The sequence below is a fragment of the Bacillus sp. TH22 genome (genome assembly GCF_016651015.1).
GTDB lineage: Bacteria > Bacillota > Bacilli > Bacillales > Bacillaceae_G > Bacillus_A > Bacillus_A mycoides.
The window spans coordinates 639593-661134 of the sequence record NZ_JAEKER010000001.1; the positions used below are offsets into that span (position 1 = coordinate 639593).

Here is a 21542-nt window from a genome sequence, read left to right on the forward strand (position 1 = left end):
CTTCTATTACAAAGATTTCAAAGCATTTACATCATACTATGGGTAACTCATAAAGATTTCTATGTCTCTACCAAGTAATTTTTGCATTATCCCCTTTAAAAATAATGCTCTTAATATATTATTATTCCCTACACTTGATATGCAGGTATTAGGCTGCCTTTTCGTTCATAGCGTTACATCTTTTGTGCTCTCTACTTTTCCGTTAATGAAAGGGCTGTTTTTTTTATTCCTTCAAATTCATTTAATAGATACTTAGCTATCTTTTCAACTGCGGGGAAGTCTACTATTTCTTCATGCGATCCAGGGACAGAATACTTATTTACTCTTCCTTTTAATAAAGGTCCCCAATCTGTAAACAACTCTTTTCCTTCCTCAGCACTAAAGTAGAGAACTTCTCCAGAGTATGGTATTAAATCATGCTCTACCATTATGTTCAGGCATTTCCTATGAGCATTGATAACTTGCTTCAAATTGATAAGATCTGCATCAGGCGGGATTACTCCTTCCATAATTAATCGCTCTACAAGCATATCTTGTTCATGGACGAGGTCTTCCCCCTGCTCAGTAAGATCTCTAGGAATGAAATGCTCATATATATATGAGAGCATATCCTCTCTTGTTTTATAATCCTGCTCTGAAGGTACTTTTGTATCCATTAGTACCAACAACTCAACTTCCTCACCTTGATTCCTTAGTACAGTTGCGATTTTATAAGCAATTGCACCGCCTAAAGACCATCCTCCAAGACGATATGGACCTTCTGGCTGAACACATTTTATTTCTTCGATGTAAAATTGAATTACTTCCGGCAAGGTCAACTCGTCAATTTCTTTCTTTTCTATAAGAGGATTCTGTAAACCATAAAATGAACAATGGTTCTTAAGTAATCTTGCCAGTTGAATGTAACAGAATACATTCCCCATAAACGGATGAATGCAGAAGAAAGGTCTTTTTTCTGATTCTTGTAGTGGAACCAGCGCTGATACTGATTTCGTCATATCATGCTTATCACGAATAAGGCATGCGATTCCTTCCACTGTTGGATTCTTAATCAATGTAGACACCTTAATCTCTTTTCCAAACTTCTCCCTAATTTTTGAAACTAATTTAATTACAAGGAGAGAGTGTCCTCCTCTATTAAAGAAATCATCATTTACATAGACATCTTCTATCTGTAACACATCCTGCCAGATTTTAATCAACTGATATTCAATTTCATCCCTTGGAATGATTGGTGTAGAAAAGTTATTTTCTCTTTGAATAGTTAAATTGTTCAATGCTTTTCGATCAACTTTTCCATTCGTTGTAAGAGGAATCTCGTCTACCTTAATAAAGTGTGCGGGAACCATATAATTCGGTACTTGTGTCTTGAGATATTCACGCCAATCATGCATACTTCCATCTCCAACTACATAAGCAATCAATCTCTGCTCTCCTAATTTATCTTCTGTTACCAAAACTACCGCTTCTTTTACCAATGGATGCCTCTCTAGATTCGCTTCAATCTCTTCAAGTTCAATACGAAAGCCCCTAATTTTCACTTGATTATCAATTCTTCTCAAGTAATCTAAATTACCATCGGGTAAATAACGAACCAAATCTCCCGTACGATATAAACGCTCTTCTTCATTAAATGGATGACGGATGAATCGCTCTGCTGTTAATTCTGGGCGATTCAAGTATCCTCTCGCTATACCTGCACCACCAATATATAGCTCACCTGTTACACCAACTGGAACAGGTAACAAATTTTTATCCAATACATAAGTTTGAACGTTCGGCAACGGACGTCCAATTGTAACTCTCTTACTATCTGTTTGAATATGATAACACGTTGCATCAACCGTACATTCTGTAGGACCGTATACGTTATAAAAATCAATTTTTTCGGTCTCTACTAGCTGTTCCCATAATGACGGCATGATCGCTTCACCACCGACTAATATCTTACTTGGTACATGAACATCAGCACTTATTTCTAGCAATCCTCCATCTATAAGTAATTGAAGTAATGAAGGTGTCATATCAAACATTTCCAATTTATTCTCCCTAATATAGGACACAAATTGTTCCGAATTAGTGCGAACTTCACTTGGGATAATATATAAACTTGAACCATAAAGCAACATTTGTAATTGCTGAATAGATACATCAAAGGCAATTGACGCATTCAAACCGACGCGCATATTACTAGGTATTTCATGTGAGAAAACTTCTTTTTGTAAACCATATGATAGGTTTATTACAGAATGGTGCTGTACTAAAGCCCCTTTTGGATTCCCTGTCGAACCAGAAGTATAGATAACATACGCTAAGTTTTCCCCTGTTACCTCACATATTGGTGAAAGTTTGCTTTCTTGAGAAAGCATTGCTTGGTCCCTATCTAGGCAAATTGTCTTGATTTCTTTAGGTATCCATCCTAGTAATACCTCATTCGTAACTAACACTTTAATTCTTGTGTCTTCTAAAATATATTGCAGGCGGCTTTCCGGATTCGATGGATCCAATGGAACATAGGCTGCTCCGGCCTTCCAAATTCCCATAAGACCAACAACCATCTCAACTGATCGATCAAAGCAGAGGCCAACTAATGACTCTGTCCCAATTCCACATTTCTGTAAATGATGGGCTAATTGATTAGCTCTTTCATTCAGCTCTCGATACGTTAGTTGCTGTTTTTCATCTACCACTGCCAACGCGTCAGGTGTACGATTTACTTGCTCTTCGAATAGTTGATGAATTACATTCTCACGTGGATAGGATATAGCGTTATTATTCCATTCTTCCAATAGCTTTCTTTGTTCAGCTTCCGTAATATATACTAGCTCCGATAGATTTTGATCAATGTTTTTGAGCATTTGCATTAACACTTGGTGTAAATGACCCAGCATTCGTTCAATGGTTACTCTATTAAACTTACTACGGTCATACATTAACTTTAATGATAACTGGATTCCTGGAACTACAGCCAACCCTAATGGGTAGTGGGTTTGTTCTACTCCTTCCAATTCACCAATTTCCAGATTTTCTGAAGACTCTTCTTTCACTGGATAATTTTCAAACACATATAAACTATTGAACAGCGGTGTTCCTCTAGGAACTTCACTCCACCCCTGAATCTCTGTCAAAGAAGCATACTCATATTGTCTTCTTTCTATCTCTTCCTCTTGTATCTTCTGCAACCAATCCATTACTTTTATATCATCCATCAATTGAATTCGCGTCGGTGACGTTGTAATAAAAGGACCTACAATGTTTTCAACATCAATAATCTCCGTAGAACGCCCTGAGCTTGTTACACCAAAGACAATGTCATTTTCTCCACTATATCGGCTCATGAGATATGCCCATGCACCTTGAATTACTGTACTCAAAGTAAGTTTATTGCGTTTCGCCCATCCTTGTAACGCTTGAGTCTGCTCTTCTGATAAATACGTAACCTTCTCTGTGTAACCTTTTTCTTCCTCTTTACTTTCTAAGCCCAGCAAAGTTGGTGCAGTAAAACCTTTTAGCTTCTCTCTCCAGAATTGTTCCGCCTGCTCCTTATCTTGCTCTCTTAACCATTGGATATATTTCTTATATGGTGAGGACTTAGGTAACTTCACAGCTTCTCCATTCATTCTCTTCTGATAAACTGTAAGTAATTCATTAAAGACCAATGGTAAACTCCATCCATCCAGTAAAATATGGTGATGCGTCCAAACAATCCGATATTCTTCCTCACCTTCTTGAATGACTGTTACCCGCATCAATGGTGCTTCATCAAATTGGAAGGCTTGTTTTCGATCTAATGCCAAAAAGACTTTTCTTTTTTCCTCTATCTCTTCACTTGTCATTGTACGCCAGTCTTCTTTGTTCACTTTAAATGGGATATTTTCATACACCACTTGTACAGGTTCTTCAATTTCGTCCCATACAAATGCTGTACGAAAAATTTCATGCCGCTGAATTACAGATTTCCACGCCTGCTCAAAAGTAGGAATATCCATTTTCCCTTGAATCATAAAACTCAATTGCACTATATACGGTGCAACATGTTCATCCCCTTGGTCATGCAATGTGTGGAAAATCATACCTTCTTGCAAAGGTGATAGTGGATATAAATCAGTAATCTGATTGTTCTTTCCGCGATGCATTTTGTTTAGTACATTTGTCAAACCTTCTTGGCTAAGATTAGCCATTGCAAAATCCGAAATGGTCAATGCAGATTCTCTATCTGAAGATCGAATCAATCTACTCAGTTGATATAGCATATTCTGTGCAATACTTTGAATCGTTGATTTGGCAAATTGTCCAACATTGTATACCCAAGTGAACTGAAGTTTTCCATCCGTTACAACCCCAATTACATCAATTACATGCGATCGCTTGGAACCGGCAGCATGATCTAAACGCTTAAATTCGTTCTCCGGAATAAACATTGCATCGCTAGAAAACATTTGGTCAAATTGTCCAAGATAGTTAAAACTAATAGACGGTGTATATTGGGAGCTTAATTGCTCACACATTGTTGCGTTCATGTAACGCAACACCCCATAATCAACACCCTTATTAGGAATTTTGCGAACTTGTTCTTTAACTGCTTTTAATGCTGCAATTGGCGTATTAGCACTAGTAATATTTAAATGAACTGGGTAAATACTTGTAAACCATCCCACGGTTCTCGATAAATCAACATCTTCAATAATCTCTTCTCGGCCATGTCCCTCTAAATCTACGCTCAATATCGGCTGCCCCGTACATGCTGCCGTAGCTTGTACCAATGCTGCTAATAATACTTCATTGATTTGGACACGGTGAGTACTTAAAGTCTCTTGCAATAACATACGGGTCTCATTCTCATTTAACACCACAGTAATTTCCTCAGTTACTGCGCTTACTGGATTACTTATAGTACCATCTACCGGCAGTATAACTACGTCTTGTTCAGACTGCTGCTCCCAGTAATGTAGCACTTCTTTTGATATTCCAGTTTCAGCGTAATGATGTAATTTCTCCGACCATTCTTTAAAAGATGTACTCTTCATAGGTAATTGAATTTTCTGCCCTTGGACTGCTTGCGTATACGCTGTTTGCAAATCTTCCAATAAAATTCGCCAAGAAACACCATCCACGGCTAAGTGATGAATTGTCCAAAATAATCGGCCAGTCTTCTCACCTTCATCAAAATACACCATTCTCATTAAAGGACCATCATGTAAATTCAATCTTTCTTGTGCAATATTAATCTCTTTTTGAATAACTTCATGCCAATCCACTTCCGGCACTTCGTCTAATGAAATGACAGTCAGCATCAATTGTTCTTCTATTCCTTCATTCCATTGTTTCCAAGCCCCCTCAGGTAAACGTTCATATCTTAAACGCAGGGCATCATGATGAAGTAGAAGGTTACTCACTGCCTTTTCCAGTGATCCTATATCCAATTTCTCTTTCGCTCTAAAGAACATGGATTGATTCCAATGATGTGGGTTAGGGTGATTTTGTGCAAAAAACCTTTGCTGAATAGGTGTAAGTATCGTCTCTCCAGTTATAATTCCCTGTTCAGCTTGTACACCTTGTTCTTCTTTGACTACTTGCGCCAACTCAGCAATCGTTTGGTGTTCAAATAGTTGTTTTGGTGTCAACTGTAAACCAGCTTGCTTCGCGCGAGAGACAATTTGAATGCTAAGAATTGAATCTCCACCAATTTCAAAAAAGTTATCATAAATACCAATACGTTTTGAACCCAGCACACGTTCCCAAATGATAGAAAGCTTATGTTCACGTTCATTTCTTGGGGCCGCGTAGCCTTCTTGTATTCCTTGATAATCTGGTATAGGCAACGATTTCCGATCAACCTTTCCATTTATGGTTAGCGGTAATTCTTTCATTTCGACAAAGTAGGAAGGTATCATATGGATTGGTAGTTTTGTTTTAAGATACTCTCGCCATTCTTCTAAACTGCCTTCGCCCACTACATAAGCTACTAACCTCTTATCCCCCGACTGATTTTCCCTAACTATTACAACTGCCTCTTTTACCAAGTCATGCTCCTGTAAAGTCGACTCAATCTCCCCAAGTTCGATTCGAAATCCTCTAATCTTCACTTGATTATCCATTCTTCCTAAGTAGTCTATATTTCCGTCAGAAAGATATCTCACAAGATCGCCTGTTCTATATAACCTCTCGCCTTCTTTGAATGGATGAGAAATAAATCGTTTGGATGTTAACTCTGGTCGATTCAAGTATCCCCTTGCTAGACCTGCTCCTCCGATATAAAGTTCACCCATCACACCAACTGGAACTGGCAACCAATTTCTATCCAATACATAAGTTTGAACGTTAGGCAACGGACGCCCAATCGTTACTCTCTTACTATCTTTTTTGATATGATAGCATGTTGCATCAACCGTACATTCTGTAGGACCATATACATTATAAAACTCAATTTTATCAGTCTCTACTAGCTGTTCCCATAATGACGGCATAATCGCTTCACCACCAACCAATACCTTACTTGGAACATGAACGTCATCGTACGTTTCTAACAATCCGACATCTATAAGTAATTGAAGCAATGAAGGTGTTATATCAAAGATTTCTAACTTGTTCTCCCTAATATAAGCTACAAACTGCTCCGGATCACTTCGTACTTCATTCGGAATAATATACAAACTTGAACCATACAACAGCATTTGTAATTGCTGAATAGATGCATCAAAGGCAATTGACGCATTTAAACCGACATGCATGTTAGATGGTATCTCATGTTTGAAAACCTCTTTTTGTAAACCATGCGACAAGTTTATTACAGAATGATGCTGTATCAAGACACCCTTTGGATTCCCCGTCGATCCCGAAGTATAAATAACATATGCTAAATTTTCTCCTATTACTTCACATTTTGGTGAAAGAATGCTTTCTTGTGAAATCATTGCTTGATCTCTATCTAGACAAACTATCTTGACCTCTTTAGGTATCCAGCCTTCTAATGACTCGTTCGTAACTAATACTTGAATTCCAGTGTCCTCCAAAATATATCGTAGGCGACTTTCTGGATATGATGGGTCCAATGGAACATATGCTGCTCCAGCCTTCCAAATCCCCAAAATACCAACAATCATCTCAACTGAACGCTCAAAGCAAAGTCCAACCAATGATTCATTCCCAATCCCGCATTGCTGAAGATAGTGGGCCAATTGATTAGCTTTTTCATTGAGCTCTCGATACGTTAACTGCTGGTTTTCATCTACCACTGCCACCGCGTCAGGTGTACGATTTACTTGCTCTTCAAACAGCTGATGAATCGTACTTTCCTGTGGATATGCTACAGCATCATTATTCCACTCTTCCAACTGTTTTTGCTGTAATCCTGATAATATAGGCAACTTAGCTAATGATTTATCAGGATTCTCCACGATTACATTCAACCAGTTTCCAAAATGTTCGGCCATAGATTCAATAGTTAAGCTGTCAAATAAATCAGTCCTATAAACAAAAGTAAGTAATAAACCCTCTTCCACTTCTGCAGCAGTTAAACTTAAATCAAACTTAGCGATTGGAGCGTTACTTTCCATTACTTCTATATTTCTTCCATGTAGTTCTGGTAGCTCTTGTCCCGTATTTTGCAAAGTAAACATGGTTTGGAAAATCGGAGAATGGCTTGTATTTCGTTCAGGTTGGATAACCTCTACAATTTTCTCAAACGGAACATCTTGATACTCATACGCCTTCAATGCTTTTATCCGCACTTGAGACAACAACTCTTGAAATGCCGGTGCATTACTTAAATCAGCTCGATAAACCAAGGTGTTGACAAAGAAACCAATTAGCCCCTCAATTTCTCGATAATTTCGATTTGCAATTGGGCTGCCAACAATAATATCCGTTTGTCCCGTATAACGAGCAAGGAAACTTTGATACGATGCCAATAAGGTCATGAAAAGTGTGGCCCCTTCTTGACGACTTAGTTCGTTTAATTTATCCATTAATGAGCGTGACAACAAAACATTATGAGTTAATCCATGGTGGGTTTGCACTGGCGGACGCGGACGATCCATTGGCAACATTAAGACTGGTAACTCACCAGATAATTCTTCCTTCCAATATGCAAGCTGTTGATATAGTACTTCATCTTTCAACCATTCTCTTTGCCACTGCGCAAAATCGGCATATTGAACTGGTAGTGGTTCCAGCTCTGCTTGTTTTTCACCAATCGCATTCTCATAAAATGCCATCCATTCTTGAAGCAAGATTTCCATCGACCATCCATCCGATATAATATGATGCATATTACACAGAAGAACCCATTCTTCTTCTGAAATTCTTATGAGTTTCCCACGGAACAATGGTCCTTGTTCTAAATCAAATGGAGATTCGACTTCAGTTTGAATCCATTGCTCCAACTTTCTTTCTCTCTCCTCTAATGAAAGCTTAGTTAAGTCCATTTGCAGAAGCGGACGGAAAATATACGGTTGAATCTGCTGCACAGGATGGCCATCCTCTTCATAAAATACAGTCCGCAAAGATTCATGACGCTCTATCAACTGATTCCATCCCAACTCCAATGCCTCAGGTAACCAATTTCCTGTAAGGCGGCATGCCATTGGCATATTATAAAGTGCACTATTAGGTGCAAATTGATCAATAAACCATAAGCGCTGTTGGGCATAAGATAGTGGAATATTATTTCCTCGTTCCATCGGCACCAATGGTGGAATTTCTCGTTTTTCGCTCCCCTTACGTAACTGATCCATTCGTTTCGATAATGCCTCGACCGTTGAATATTCGAACAGTTCACGTACTGGCAATTTGATTTGAAAGACTTCCTGTAAGCGTGAGACCACTTGTGTAGCAAGTAGAGAGTGACCACCAAGCTCAAAGAAAGAATCCTGAACACCCATGTCTCCTATTCCTAGCACCTGACTCCACACTGAAGCGATAAGTTCTTCCAGCGGAGTTCGTGGGTAGACAGTATTTTCGGCGGATTGTTCACTAAGTATAGGCAATGCCTTCAAATCAAGTTTTCCATTCGGTGTAAGTGGTAAAAATTCCATCTCAATAAAGTTTGTTGGAACCATGTAATTAGGTAAATGTGTTTGTAGATATTCTCGCCATTCATGGACACTTCCTTCACCAACTACATAAGCTACTAATCTCTTATCACCTTGATTATCCTCTCGTACCAATACAACTGCTTCTTTCACAGAAGAATGCGCCTGCAAAACAGCTTCTATTTCTCCCAATTCAATCCGGAAACCACGAATTTTCACTTGGTCATCTATACGTCCATGGAACTGGAGATTACCATCAGAAAGATAACTTGCTTTGTCTCCTGTGCAATAGAGACGTTCTCCTGACTTGAAAGGATGTGGAATAAATTTTTCCTTTATAAGATCCGGACGATTAGCATATCCACGTGCAAGACTCTTCCCTCCAATATAGAGATCTCCAATTACACCAATTGGTACTAGCTGAAGATGAGAATCTAACACATAAACTTCTGTATTCGCAATCGGTCGACCAATCGATGGCGTACCTGTTGTCACTCCTACAGGTACATAACAATCTGTGGTAACGACTGTATTTTCCGATGGACCATACTGATTAATTACCGCAAAAGGAATATCGTTAGATGGATACTGCGTTAATTGATCCCCGCCGGTAATGATAAAACGAAGATCCGTTTTACCTGGCCAAGATAATTTCAAGAGTCTTTCCAGAATAGGCGTAGGTGCAAAACTAGCTGTGATTCGTGAATCAATGAGCCAGTCCCTTAGTGCTTCTGGATTAATTCTCAGTTCCTCTGTTGACAAGTAGAGTGCTGCACCAGCAGTTAGATACGGCCAAATCTCCTGGACAGCCGAATCAAAAGCAATCCCCGCAATCTGAGTCGCACGATCCTCTGCTGAAATACGATAAACTTCTTGATGCCAAGAAACCATATTCATGAATGAGCGATATTCAACCATGACACCCTTTGGTTTTCCTGTAGAACCAGAGGTATAGACAATATAGGCTAAGTTCTCTGGATTTATCTGACGTGTAGGTGCGATTACGCTTTCCACCGTTAATTCTTCTAACCTCACCATTTCGACGTGTGCGAAATGGCCTTCTTGTCCTTCCGCCGTCACTACAAATTGAATTCCTGCATCTTCAATCATGTATTCTAACCTTGATTTTGGATACAACGGATCTAAAACAACATAAGCTCCACCAGCTTTTAATATGCCTAGTAAACTTGCCATGAGCTCAGCTGACCTCGGAAGATAAACTCCCACGACTGACTCTGGAGCTACTCCCTTTCGCTGTAAAACATTTGCCAACTGATTTGCTTGTGTATCCAGTTCACTATAAGTCCACTGTTTTGTTTGATCAACTACCGCAATCGCATCAGGATGCCTTGCTACTTGCTCCTCAAATCTGTCGCAAATAAGACCCTGATGGGACATTTCCATTACAGTGTCATTCCATGTTTCTAATAACAAAGTACGCTCGGGTTCCGATAGCATGCTCAGGTCATGCAACGGATTTTGTGGGCAATGAGAAACTTCATGTAGCCACTTCTCAAAGTGTCCTGCCATCCGTTCAATAGTAGTAGCATTGAATAAATCCTTATTGTACTCAAAAGTAAAAAGTAATCCCTCTTCCGTCTCAGCTGCCATTACACTTAAATCAAACTTTGCAATTGGACTATGACTTTCTATCATTTCAATACTTCTACTAGATAACACCGGAAACTCTTGTTTCATATTTTGCAAGATGAACATAGTCTGGAAGATTGGCGAATGACTTGTACTTCGCTCTGGTTGCACAACTTCTACAATTTTTTCAAAAGGGATATCTTGATATTCATACGCCTTCAATGCCTTTTGACGAACCTGATACAGTACATCTTGAAATGTCGGTCTACCACTCAAATTAGCTCGATAAACCAGCGTGTTAACGAAGAAACCAATTAGTCCTTCAATTTCTCTATAATTCCGATTCGCAATTGGACTTCCGACCAGAATATCTTCTTGTCCCGTATAACGAGATAGAAAACTTTGATATGCAGCCAACAGCGTCATGAAGAGTGTAGCCCCTTCTTTTCGACTAAGTTCATTCAATTTATCATGTAGCATGCTTGGCAGAACCAGAGTGTATGTCGACCCGTGATGAGTTTGTATTACGGGACGCGGGCGATCCGTAGGAAGTTGGAGTACAGGAAGCTCCCCAGACAATTCTTCCCTCCAATATTGGAGTTGTTGATCAAGCACTTCCTCCTTCAGCCATCCTTTTTGCCACTGAGCGAAGTCGGCATATTGAACCGGTAATGGTTCAATTTCTGCTACCTTTCCATCAGTTGCTTTCTCATAGAATGCCATCCATTCTTCAAGTAGGACTCCCATTGACCATCCATCTGAAATGATATGATGTAAAGTACAAAGGAGAATCCATTCTTCCTCTCCCACGTGCAAAAAACTTGCCCTGATTAATGGACCCTCTGTTAAATCAAATGGCACTTCTATTTCTTGTTGAATTAAACGTTTAACTTCTTCTTCTCGGTCTTCAGAAGAAAGCATAGTTAAATCCGTTTTCGGAATTGATTGAAAAGCATACGGTTCAATTTGCTGTACGGGTTGACCGTTCACTTCGTCAAAGACCGTCCGCAGTGATTCATGACGTTCTATTAGTTGATTCCATCCCGTTTCCAATGCTTCAAGTAGCCAATTCCCTGTAAGGCGACATACCATTGGCATATTGTAAAGAGCACTATTAGGTGTAAATTGATCAATAAACCATAAGCGTTGTTGGGCATAAGATAGTGGAATAGTTTCTCCTCGTTCCATCGGTATTAGTGGCGGAATCTCTCGTTTTCTATCTCCTTTACGTAACTGATCTAATCGCTTTGCCAGTGACTCCACCGTTGTATATTCAAATAGTTCACGTACTGGTAATTCGATTTGAAAGATTTCCTGTAAACGTGACACTACTTGAGTAGCTAGTAGTGAGTGACCACCGATTTCAAAAAAGGAATCCTGAACACTAATATTTTTTATACCTAACACTTGGCTCCAAACGGAAACGATGAGCTCCTCCACTGGTGTTCGTGATGAAGTAATATCTTCACTTATGAACTGTTCTTCTAATTCCAGTAAGGCTTTCCGATTCACTTTACCATTTGGGGTGAGTGGCATACCTTCAATTTGGAAAAAGTATGCCGGAACCATATAATGTGGCAATTGCTTCTTGAGATATTCACGCCACTCTCCAGTATCTCCTTCACCCACTACATAAGCTACTAACTGCTTATCTCCTGGTCGATCTTCCCTCACCAACACGACTGCCTCTTTTACAGATGAGTGATCATGTAAAGCTGCTTCAATTTCTCCCAATTCAATTCGGAATCCTCTAATTTTGACTTGGTTATCTATTCTTCCAATATATTCTAAGTTACGATCATTCATATATCTCACCAGGTCACCCGTTCGATATAATCGTTCCCCGTCCTTAAAGGGATGCGGAATAAAACGTTCAGTAGTTAAATCTGGTCGATTGAAGTAGCCACGTGCCAATCCTACTCCTCCAAGGTAAAGTTCCCCTGCCACACCAATAGGGACCACTTGTTGATATTGATCTAACACATACAACTCTGTATTATCAATCGGACGACCAATCGGAATAAGCATTGGTTCTTTTTCTAAATCACAATCATAATAAGTCACATCCACAGTCGCTTCAGTAGGACCATACAAGTTAATTAACTTTGTTTGCTGAACATTGTAAAAGATCCCCTTAAACCGGCGAACCTGCTCAGTGTTTAACGCTTCTCCACTAGTAAAAACTTGAATTAAAGACGATACATCCCTTTTCGAATTATATAGTTCCATATAATCTAAGAAAGTAGATAACATCGACGGAACAAAGTGCATGGTGGACACACGATATCGTTCAATATACTCCTCAATCACCGCAGGATCTTTCTCTCCTCCTGGTGGAAGCAAACAAACACGTGCTCCTACAAATGACCACCAAAATAATTCCCAGACAGAAACATCAAACGAAAACGGTGTCTTTTGTAGGATTGTATCCTCCTCGGACAATGGATATTTTTTCTGCATCCACTGTAGGCGGTTTATAACGGAATGATGTTCAATCATTACCCCCTTTGGATTTCCCGTCGAACCCGAAGTGTATATGATATAGGCTAAGTTATTTGCTGTTACTCCACTCACTGGAGCTAAATTACTCTCTTTAGAAATCATTACTCGATCCCGCTCTAAACAAATTACTTGAATATCTTTAGGTAACCAGTCCTGTAGTGCCTCTTTTGTTAACAGCACTTGAATTTGTGAATTCTCCAAAATGTATCTCAGGCGGTTTTCGGGATAACTTGGGTCCAGTGGGACATAAGCCCCACCTGCTTTCAAAATCCCAAAGAGACCGATAATCATATCAGGAGAACGTTCAATACATATACCGACCAATGATTCAGGTCCGATACCTCGTTTCTGTAGAAAATGTGCCAATTGGTTCGATTTTTCATTGAGTTCTTGATACGTTAGCTTTCCACCCTCATAAACTACCGCCACTGCATCAGGTGTCCGTGCAACTTGCTGCTCAAATAGCTCATGAATCATACAATCATGACCATAAACTACGTCCGTATCATTCCATTCTTCTAGGAGTTGTTTCTGCTCAGTGTCCGATAACATTGACAGCTTTGTATATGATTCATCTGGATGATACGTGATTTCATTTAGCCAGTTCTCAAAATGGCCTGCCATACGTGCAATGGTACTACTATCAAATAAATCCGTGTTGTATTCAAATGAGACAAATAGACCTTCTTCCACTTCATAGGCAGTTAAGCTCAAATCAAATTTAGCAATAGACATATTACTTTCTACCATTTCAATACTTCTACCAGGCAAATCTAGTCGTTCTTGTTTTATATTCTGTAGCGTAAACATGGTCTGAAAGATAGGGGAATGACTCATGCTTCGTTCAGGTTGCACAGCTTCTACCACTTTTTCAAATGGTATATCTTGATATTCGTAAGCTTTTAACGCCTTTTTCTTTGTTTGGTTCAAAATCTCCCGAAAAGTAGAGGTACCACTCAAATCTGATCGGTAAACCAACGTATTAACAAAGAAACCAATTAATCCTTCTACTCCCTTATGGTTCCGATTCGCAATCGGACTACCGACTAGAATATCTTTTTGTCCCGTATAACGAGTAAGAAAGCTCTGGTATGCGGCCATTAAAGTCATAAATAAAGTAGATCCTTCTTGTCGACTTATATCCTTCAATTGACTGAGCAATTTACAAGGAAAAATCACATGATGCGTAGCCCCAGAGTAAGTCTGCTTAACCGGTCGAGGTCGATCCACTGGCAGTTGTAAGATAGGAAGCTCACCAGACAATTCTTCCTGCCAATACGTAAGCTGACGATTTAGCACATCACCTTGCAACCACTCCTTTTGCCACTTCGCAAAGTCTGCATATTGAATAGATAATGAACTTAATTTAGCAGGATTTCCACACGTTTCTTCTTCATAGAAAGCAAGTAATTCATTCATGAATATACCAATGGACCAAGCATCAGAAATAATATGGTGCATCGTACACAGTAATAACCATTCATCCTTCTCTAATTGAACAAGCTGATTACGAATTAAAGGACCATTCATTAAATCAAATGGTTCTTGCGCTTCTCTCGCAATTAAACTATCTACCTCTTTTTCTTTTACTTCTAGAGGAAGTTGAGAGTAATCTCTTACAGGTAATGCTTTAGGAAGGAATTCGACAATTTGTTGCACAGGTTGTTCTCCTACTTCTTTAAAAACAGTTCGTAATGATTCATGACGTTCAATGAGTCGATTGAATCCCTTTTCTAATGCTTCGGGTATCCAATTTCCTTTTAGATGCCATACCGTTGGAATATTATATAAAGAACTGTTTGGATTAAATCTGTCCATAAACCACAAACGTTGTTGTGCATAAGACAACGGGAGTGCTTCTTTATTCTCCTTTTTTTGCATTTGCTTCTGAAGCCATGCTCTCTTCTCAGGAGAAAGTGAACTCAGCTTTGCAAGTAAATCACTTCTCATTTTTTTACCCCTTCCTCAATCAAATTACTCTCGAATATCCCTTGTGCTTCTTCCTCTGATAGCTCTTCTAATTGCTTAAGCAGTTCTAGTAATTCTTCATCATTACTCACTTCTGCTTCTTTTTGAATATAGTCTTGAAGACTTACATTCTCCTTACTATCATTCTGCATTTCTTGATTTTTGTTATCGAGCAATTGATCAATCTGTTCTGCCAATTGCTGCACCGTATGAAACATAAATAAATCATGCAATGGTATCTCGATTCCAAAAGCCTCTTTAAGATTGGAAACAGCTTGCGTAGCAAGTAGTGAATGGCCACCAATTTCAAAAAACGAATCCTGAATTCCGATGTTTTCCATACCTAAAACTTCATGCCATATCGAAACGATTGTTTTTTCCGTAGACGTACGAGGAGCAATATAACCACTTGCTATCTCCTGTCTCTCTGGTGCTGGTAAGGCCTTCCTATCAATTTTCCCATTAGGAGTAAGTGGAAATGCATTTAATCCAACAAAATAGGCTGGAATCATATAATTTGGTAGTTGATCCTTGAGATAATCACGCCACTTTTGAGCATCTCCGTCCCCTACAACATAAGCAATCAAACGTGGATCGCCAGGATAATCTTCCCGCACCATCACAATAGCTTCGTTAACTAATGTATGCTTTTGTAATGCCGCTTCAATTTCTCCTAATTCAATCCGGAACCCACGAATTTTCACCTGATAATCAATTCGTCCAACATACTCCAAATTTCCATCCGGCAAATACCTTACTAGATCTCCAGTCCGGTATACTCGCTCGCCTTCTTTAAACGGATGCGGTATAAATCGATTTTTCGTTAAGTCAGGGCGTTTTAAATATCCACGTGCTAACCCTGATCCACCAATGTACAGCTCACCAACTACACCAATTGGGACCATTTTTTGTTCAGCACTCAGTACATATACTTCTGTATTGAAGATTGGTTTACCAATTGGTGGTACCCTATGCATGACACCCTTTTCTAATTCCATATACGTGGAATACGTAGTATCTTCGGACGGTCCATATAAGTTGTACACCTTCTCAATCGTACTTCTCTCGTATAAATCTTGAACAAGTGGATATGGTAACGGTTCTCCAGCCAAATTCATTACCTTTACTGAAGAAGGAATTGTTTTTGCTCGAACCAGTTCCTTTGCTGCCGATGGCACAGTATTAACCAAAGTCACACCTTTGGTAGACAACTTGTCTAGATGTAGAGCATTTTCAGCGACAATCACCTTACCACCCATCGTTAAGGGAACAAATACTTCAAAAACGGATAAATCAAAAGATAGTGAAGTTGAAGCTAATACTCCCGCTAATTCCTTTCGGGAATACGTTTGATGCGCCCAATGAATCATTGTTACTGTATTCCTGTGCTCAATCATTACTCCCTTTGGATTTCCAGTGGAACCTGAAGTATAGATAATATAAGCTAAGTTATCGCCCGTCACTTCACTCGTACATACCGTAGTTACTTCTTGTTCTATTTCTACTCGATTACGATCAATACAAATGACGTTGACGAATTTAGGTATAACCATTTTTTGTTGTAACTTTTCCTGTGTCACCAGTACCTTTATTTGAGCATCTTCTAAAATGTACTGCAGTCGACTTTTCGGATACGCTGGATCAATGGGGACATATGCTCCTCCAGCCTTCATAATTCCTAAGAGACCGACAATCATCGCGGATGAACGTGTAACGCAAATCCCAACTAATGATTCGCATGTTACACCATTTTTTTGTAAATAATGTGCCAACTGATTCGAGCGTTCGTCCAACTCTCGATATGTTAGTTTTTCATCTTCGCACACTACTGCAATTGCTTCTGGTGTTTTTTCCACTTGTTCTTCAAACATTGTATGAATCGTGCCTTCTTGTATATCTATAACAGCTGATTCATTCCATTCCTCTAGTAGTTGCCTATATTCTACTTTCGATAACATATTCAATTCTGATAGTAAACATTTTGGATAAGAGGCAATTTGATTTAGCCAATGTTCAAAATGACTTACCATACGTTCAATGGTTGTATCATTAAACAAATCAGTATTATATTCAAAGGTTAGTGATAATCCTTCTTCCGTCTCAGAAGCAAATAAACTCAAATCAAACTTTGCAACAGAAACATGGCTTTCCATGAGTTCCATTTGTCTTTCAGATAGCTGAAGAAACTCTTGTTTCGTATTCTGTAAAGTAAACATGGTTTGGAATATTGGTGAATGACTTGTATTCCGTTCCGGCTTTACAGATTCTACCACTTTCTCAAATGGGATGTCCTGATACTCGTATGCTTTTAGTGCTTTTTTTCTTACCTGCGACAAAAGTTCTTGGAACGTCGGATTTTCGCTGAAATCAGCTCGATAAACCAACGTATTTGCAAAGAAACCTATTAATCCCTCAATCTCTTTCACATTTCGATTAGCGATCGGGCTTCCAACCAAGATGTCGTCCTGTCCTGTATAACGAGAAAGGAAGCTTTGATACGCTGCCATCAATGTCATAAATAAAGTGCATCCTTCTTGCAGACTTAAATCTTTGAGCTTTTCCTGTAGGGAATTCGCCACTATTAAAGACTGACTTGCACCACGATGGGTTTGAACTGCAGGTCTAGGACGATCCATCGGTAATTGTAAAACCGGTAGTTCCCCAGACAATTCTTCCTTCCAATATTGAAGGTGCTGATTCAAATTCTCTTCTTTTTGCAATTCCTTCTGCCACATGACAAAGTCTGCATATTGGATAGATAACTCCTTCAATTCCGCCGGTTTGCCGTTTAATGCTCCTTCATAAAAAGCCATCCATTCTTCAAGTAAGATTCCCATTGACCATCCATCTGAAATAATATGATGCATCGTACAAATAAGAATCCATTCTTCCCTGTCCACTTTCAATATTCGTGTTCGAATCAGATGACCTTGTCCAAAATGAAATGGTTCCTCAACTTCGTTTTGAATGAGCCGTTTCATTTCTCTTTCCCTATCTTCCAAAGAGAGATTTGTTAGATTCGTTTGAGGGATATGTCTGAATACATGAGATTGAACCCGTTGAAAAGGTTCACCCTCTTGTTCTAGAATTATCGTCCGTAATGATTCATGACGCTCCAACAATTGATTCCATCCGGCCTCCAATGCTTCAATTGACCATTTACCTGTTAAGCGACACGCTGCATGAATATTGTACATAGCACTATTTGGCATTAATTGATCAATAAACCATAGACGTTTCTGCGCATAGGAAAGTGGAATAGCTTCTTCTCGTTTCATAGGTACAAGGGGGGCAACCTCTCGTTTTTTATCTTCTTTTCGTAACTGATCTAATCGTTTCGCCAATGCTGCCACTGTATCGTGCTTGAAAAGTTCACGTAATGGGATTTTGATTTGGAACAATTCTTGCAATCGAGAGACGATTTGAGTAGCAAGTAGTGAGTGCCCACCCCGTTCAAAGAAGGAATCTTGAATACCAATATTTTCTGTCCCTAACACTTGACCCCAAACCGAGGCAATAAGCTCTTCCGATGGCGTCCGAGGTAGAACATTTAAATCTCCAATAGCTTGCTCATCAGGTTCTGGCAAGGCCTTTCGGTCAATTTTCCCATTCGGAGTAAGCGGGAAGTGTTCTAACTCTACAAAGTGCGCTGGAATCATATGATTCGGTAATTGGTTTTGTAAATACTCTCTCCACTCTTGGGTATTTCCATCGCTTATTACATATGCAACCAATCGTTGATCACCTGGACGATCTTCTCTAACTAATACAACAGCCTCTTTAATAAACGAACATTTTTCTAAAGTCGCTTCAATTTCTCCTAATTCAATCCTAAAACCACGCATTTTGACTTGATGGTCCATTCGACCTATAAATTCTATATTTCCATCAGTTAGATATCTTACTGAATCTCCTGTTCGATATAGTCGTTCCCCAAATCGGAATGGATGCGAAACGAATTTTTCAGCAGTAAGATTCGGACGATTTAAGTATCCACGTGCTAAACCAGCACCACCAATATATAGCTCACCCTCAATTCCTATTGATTGCAGGCGTTGATTTTGGTCTAATACATATAATTGCGTGTTCTGTATTGGCTGCCCAATAGAAACAAATTCTTGATTGGGCTGAATATCAAATGCATTCACATAAATAGTGGCTTCAGTTGGTCCATAAAAGTTGGTTAATTTCACTTGTCCACTATAATTCCATTTCTGCTGAAATCGTCTAACTAACCCTGAACTTAGTTCTTCCCCACCAGAAAATACATGGCGTACGGACGAACAATTCATGTTCAATTCAATACGATTGAAGTAATCTAAGAAAACAGATAACATCGAAGGTACAAATTGAACTATAGTAACCTGATGTTTTTTAATCACTTCAGCTATAATAGAAGGATCTTTTTCTCCACCTGGAGGTAGGAAAGATACACTTGCACCAACGTGAATACCCCAAAACAACTCCCAAACAGAGACATCAAATGAGAATGGCGTTTTCTGCAAGACCACATCCTTTTCAGAAAGTGGATATTTATGTTGCATCCATTCTAGATAATTGATTACTGAATGATGCTCAATCATTACTCCCTTTGGATTCCCTGTAGATCCTGAAGTATACATAACATACGCTAAACTTTCTCCTGTTACACCACTTATACATGGGGTTGATTTTTCTTTTTCAATTGCAGTGTAATCTTTATTCATACAAATCGTTTCAATATTTTCAGATACAAACGAATTTTTAGAATTCTCTTCCGTCACTAGTACTTCGATTCCAGCATCCTCTAATATATATCGAAGCCGACTCTCTGGATAAGTAGGGTCAAGTGGAACATAAGCTGCTCCTGATTTTAAAATCCCTAATAACGCTATCATCATTTGTAATGAACGTTCCATATATACCCCAACTAGAGACTCTGGGCCTACACCATGCTTTTGTAAATAATGAGCTAGTTGATTCGCACGCTTCTCTAACTCTTTATAGGTAATTTGTTCATTTTCGTAAATAGCCGCGATTGCTTCCGGTGTTTTTTTTACTTGCTCCTCAAATATCGTATGAATCATGCCTTCAGCCGAATAATTTACTTGAGTATGATTCCATTCCTCTAGTAACAGTATCTGTTCTTCCGCTGTTAAATGAGTAATTTCAAAGAGTTTTGAATCTAGGCTCTTCGTCATCTGAATTAGTATTTGCAATAAGTGATTCTGAATCCGATTTATTGTTTCTTCATTAAAATAGCTTCGATCATACATCAACTTTAAAGTAATTTTCTTACCGGGCATTACAATGAGCGTTAAAGGATAATTTGTTTGTTCCGCGCTTTTAACATCTATTAATCTTAAATCATCATTTCTCTCACCTTGAATTGGATAATTTTCAAACACATACAAGGTATGAAATAAGGAGCTATTTCGCGGAACCTCACTCCATCCTTGAATATCTATCAACGAATTATACTCATATTGTCTTCGTTCCATTTCTTTCATCTGTATTTTACGAAGCCAATCTACTACTGATGTATTATCCGTTAATCGAATTCTAGTAGGTAATGTGTTAATAAATAGGCCTACCATATTCTCTGCTCCCATTAAATCCGTAGGACGTCCAGAACTAGTTACGCCAAATACGATGTCACTTTCACCGCTATACCTACTCATCAAATAAGCCCATGCACCTTGTACTAACGTATTCAACGTTAATCGACTATTTCGTACCCACTCTTGTAAATTCTCAGTAAGTTCCTCAGATACTTGATAAACACACTCTCCATAGCCCTTCTCTTGTCCTTGATCCTTTCTTTCCATTGCTAATGGAGTAGGTGCATAGAACCCTTTTAATTCTTCTTTCCAAAATTCCTCTGCTTGAATTTGATCTTGTTTATTTATCCACTGGATATATTTTTTATAAGGAAGAGATTTAGGAAGATTCAATAATTCTCCCCTTATCATCTTGAGATAAACTTCCATCACTTCACTAAAGACCAATGACACACTCCATCCATCTAGCAAAATATGATGATGTGTCCAAATAATTCTCGTTTCCTCTTTTGCCTCTTTAATCGCAGTGACTCTCATCAATGGTGCTTCATCCAATAAAAATCCTTTTCTACGATCTGCATTTAAAAACTGTTGTAATTTCTTCGCCCTTTCCTTGTGTGAATGGGCGCTCCAATCCTCTTGATGAATAGTAAAAGGAAGACGTTGGTAAACCGCTTGTAGTGGTTTTTCTACTTCCTCCCACACAAATACTGAACGTAAAACCTCATGTCGATGAATAACATATTCCCAGGCCTTTTCAAAAGTAGCAACATCCAATTGCCCCCCGAGCAAGAAACCTACTTGTACAATATAAGAAAAAGAATGTTCATCATCTTGATCGTATAAAGTATGAAACAGTATTCCTTTTTGCAATGGTGATAAACCATATATATCAATAATGTCTCCCATT

Annotated in this window: 2 protein-coding genes; both read right to left on the reverse strand. The window is 38.9% G+C overall.

What is annotated here, in order from left to right; translation table 11 throughout:
* Window positions 1–191: 191 nt before the first annotated feature.
* Window positions 192–15074 carry a non-ribosomal peptide synthetase gene (locus JFU18_RS03345; protein WP_201050249.1) on the reverse strand — a complete coding sequence of 4961 codons (14883 nt, stop codon included), beginning with the start codon at window positions 15072–15074 and terminating at the stop codon, window positions 192–194.
* Entirely contained in the window at window positions 15071–21541 is a 6471-nt protein-coding gene (locus tag JFU18_RS03350; protein WP_201033793.1) for a non-ribosomal peptide synthetase, read from the reverse strand. The genes JFU18_RS03345 and JFU18_RS03350 overlap by 4 nt, the downstream gene beginning before the upstream one ends.
* Window position 21542: the final 1 nt, after the last annotated feature.

Excerpts from the sequence above, each read along its gene's own strand:
- JFU18_RS03345 (WP_201050249.1), bottom strand. The coding sequence starts at position 15,074 with ATGAGAAGTGATTTACTTGCAAAGCTGAGTTCACTTTCTCCTGAGAAG.
- JFU18_RS03350 (WP_201033793.1), bottom strand. The coding sequence starts at position 21,541 with ATGGGAGACATTATTGATATATATGGTTTATCACCATTGCAAAAAGGA.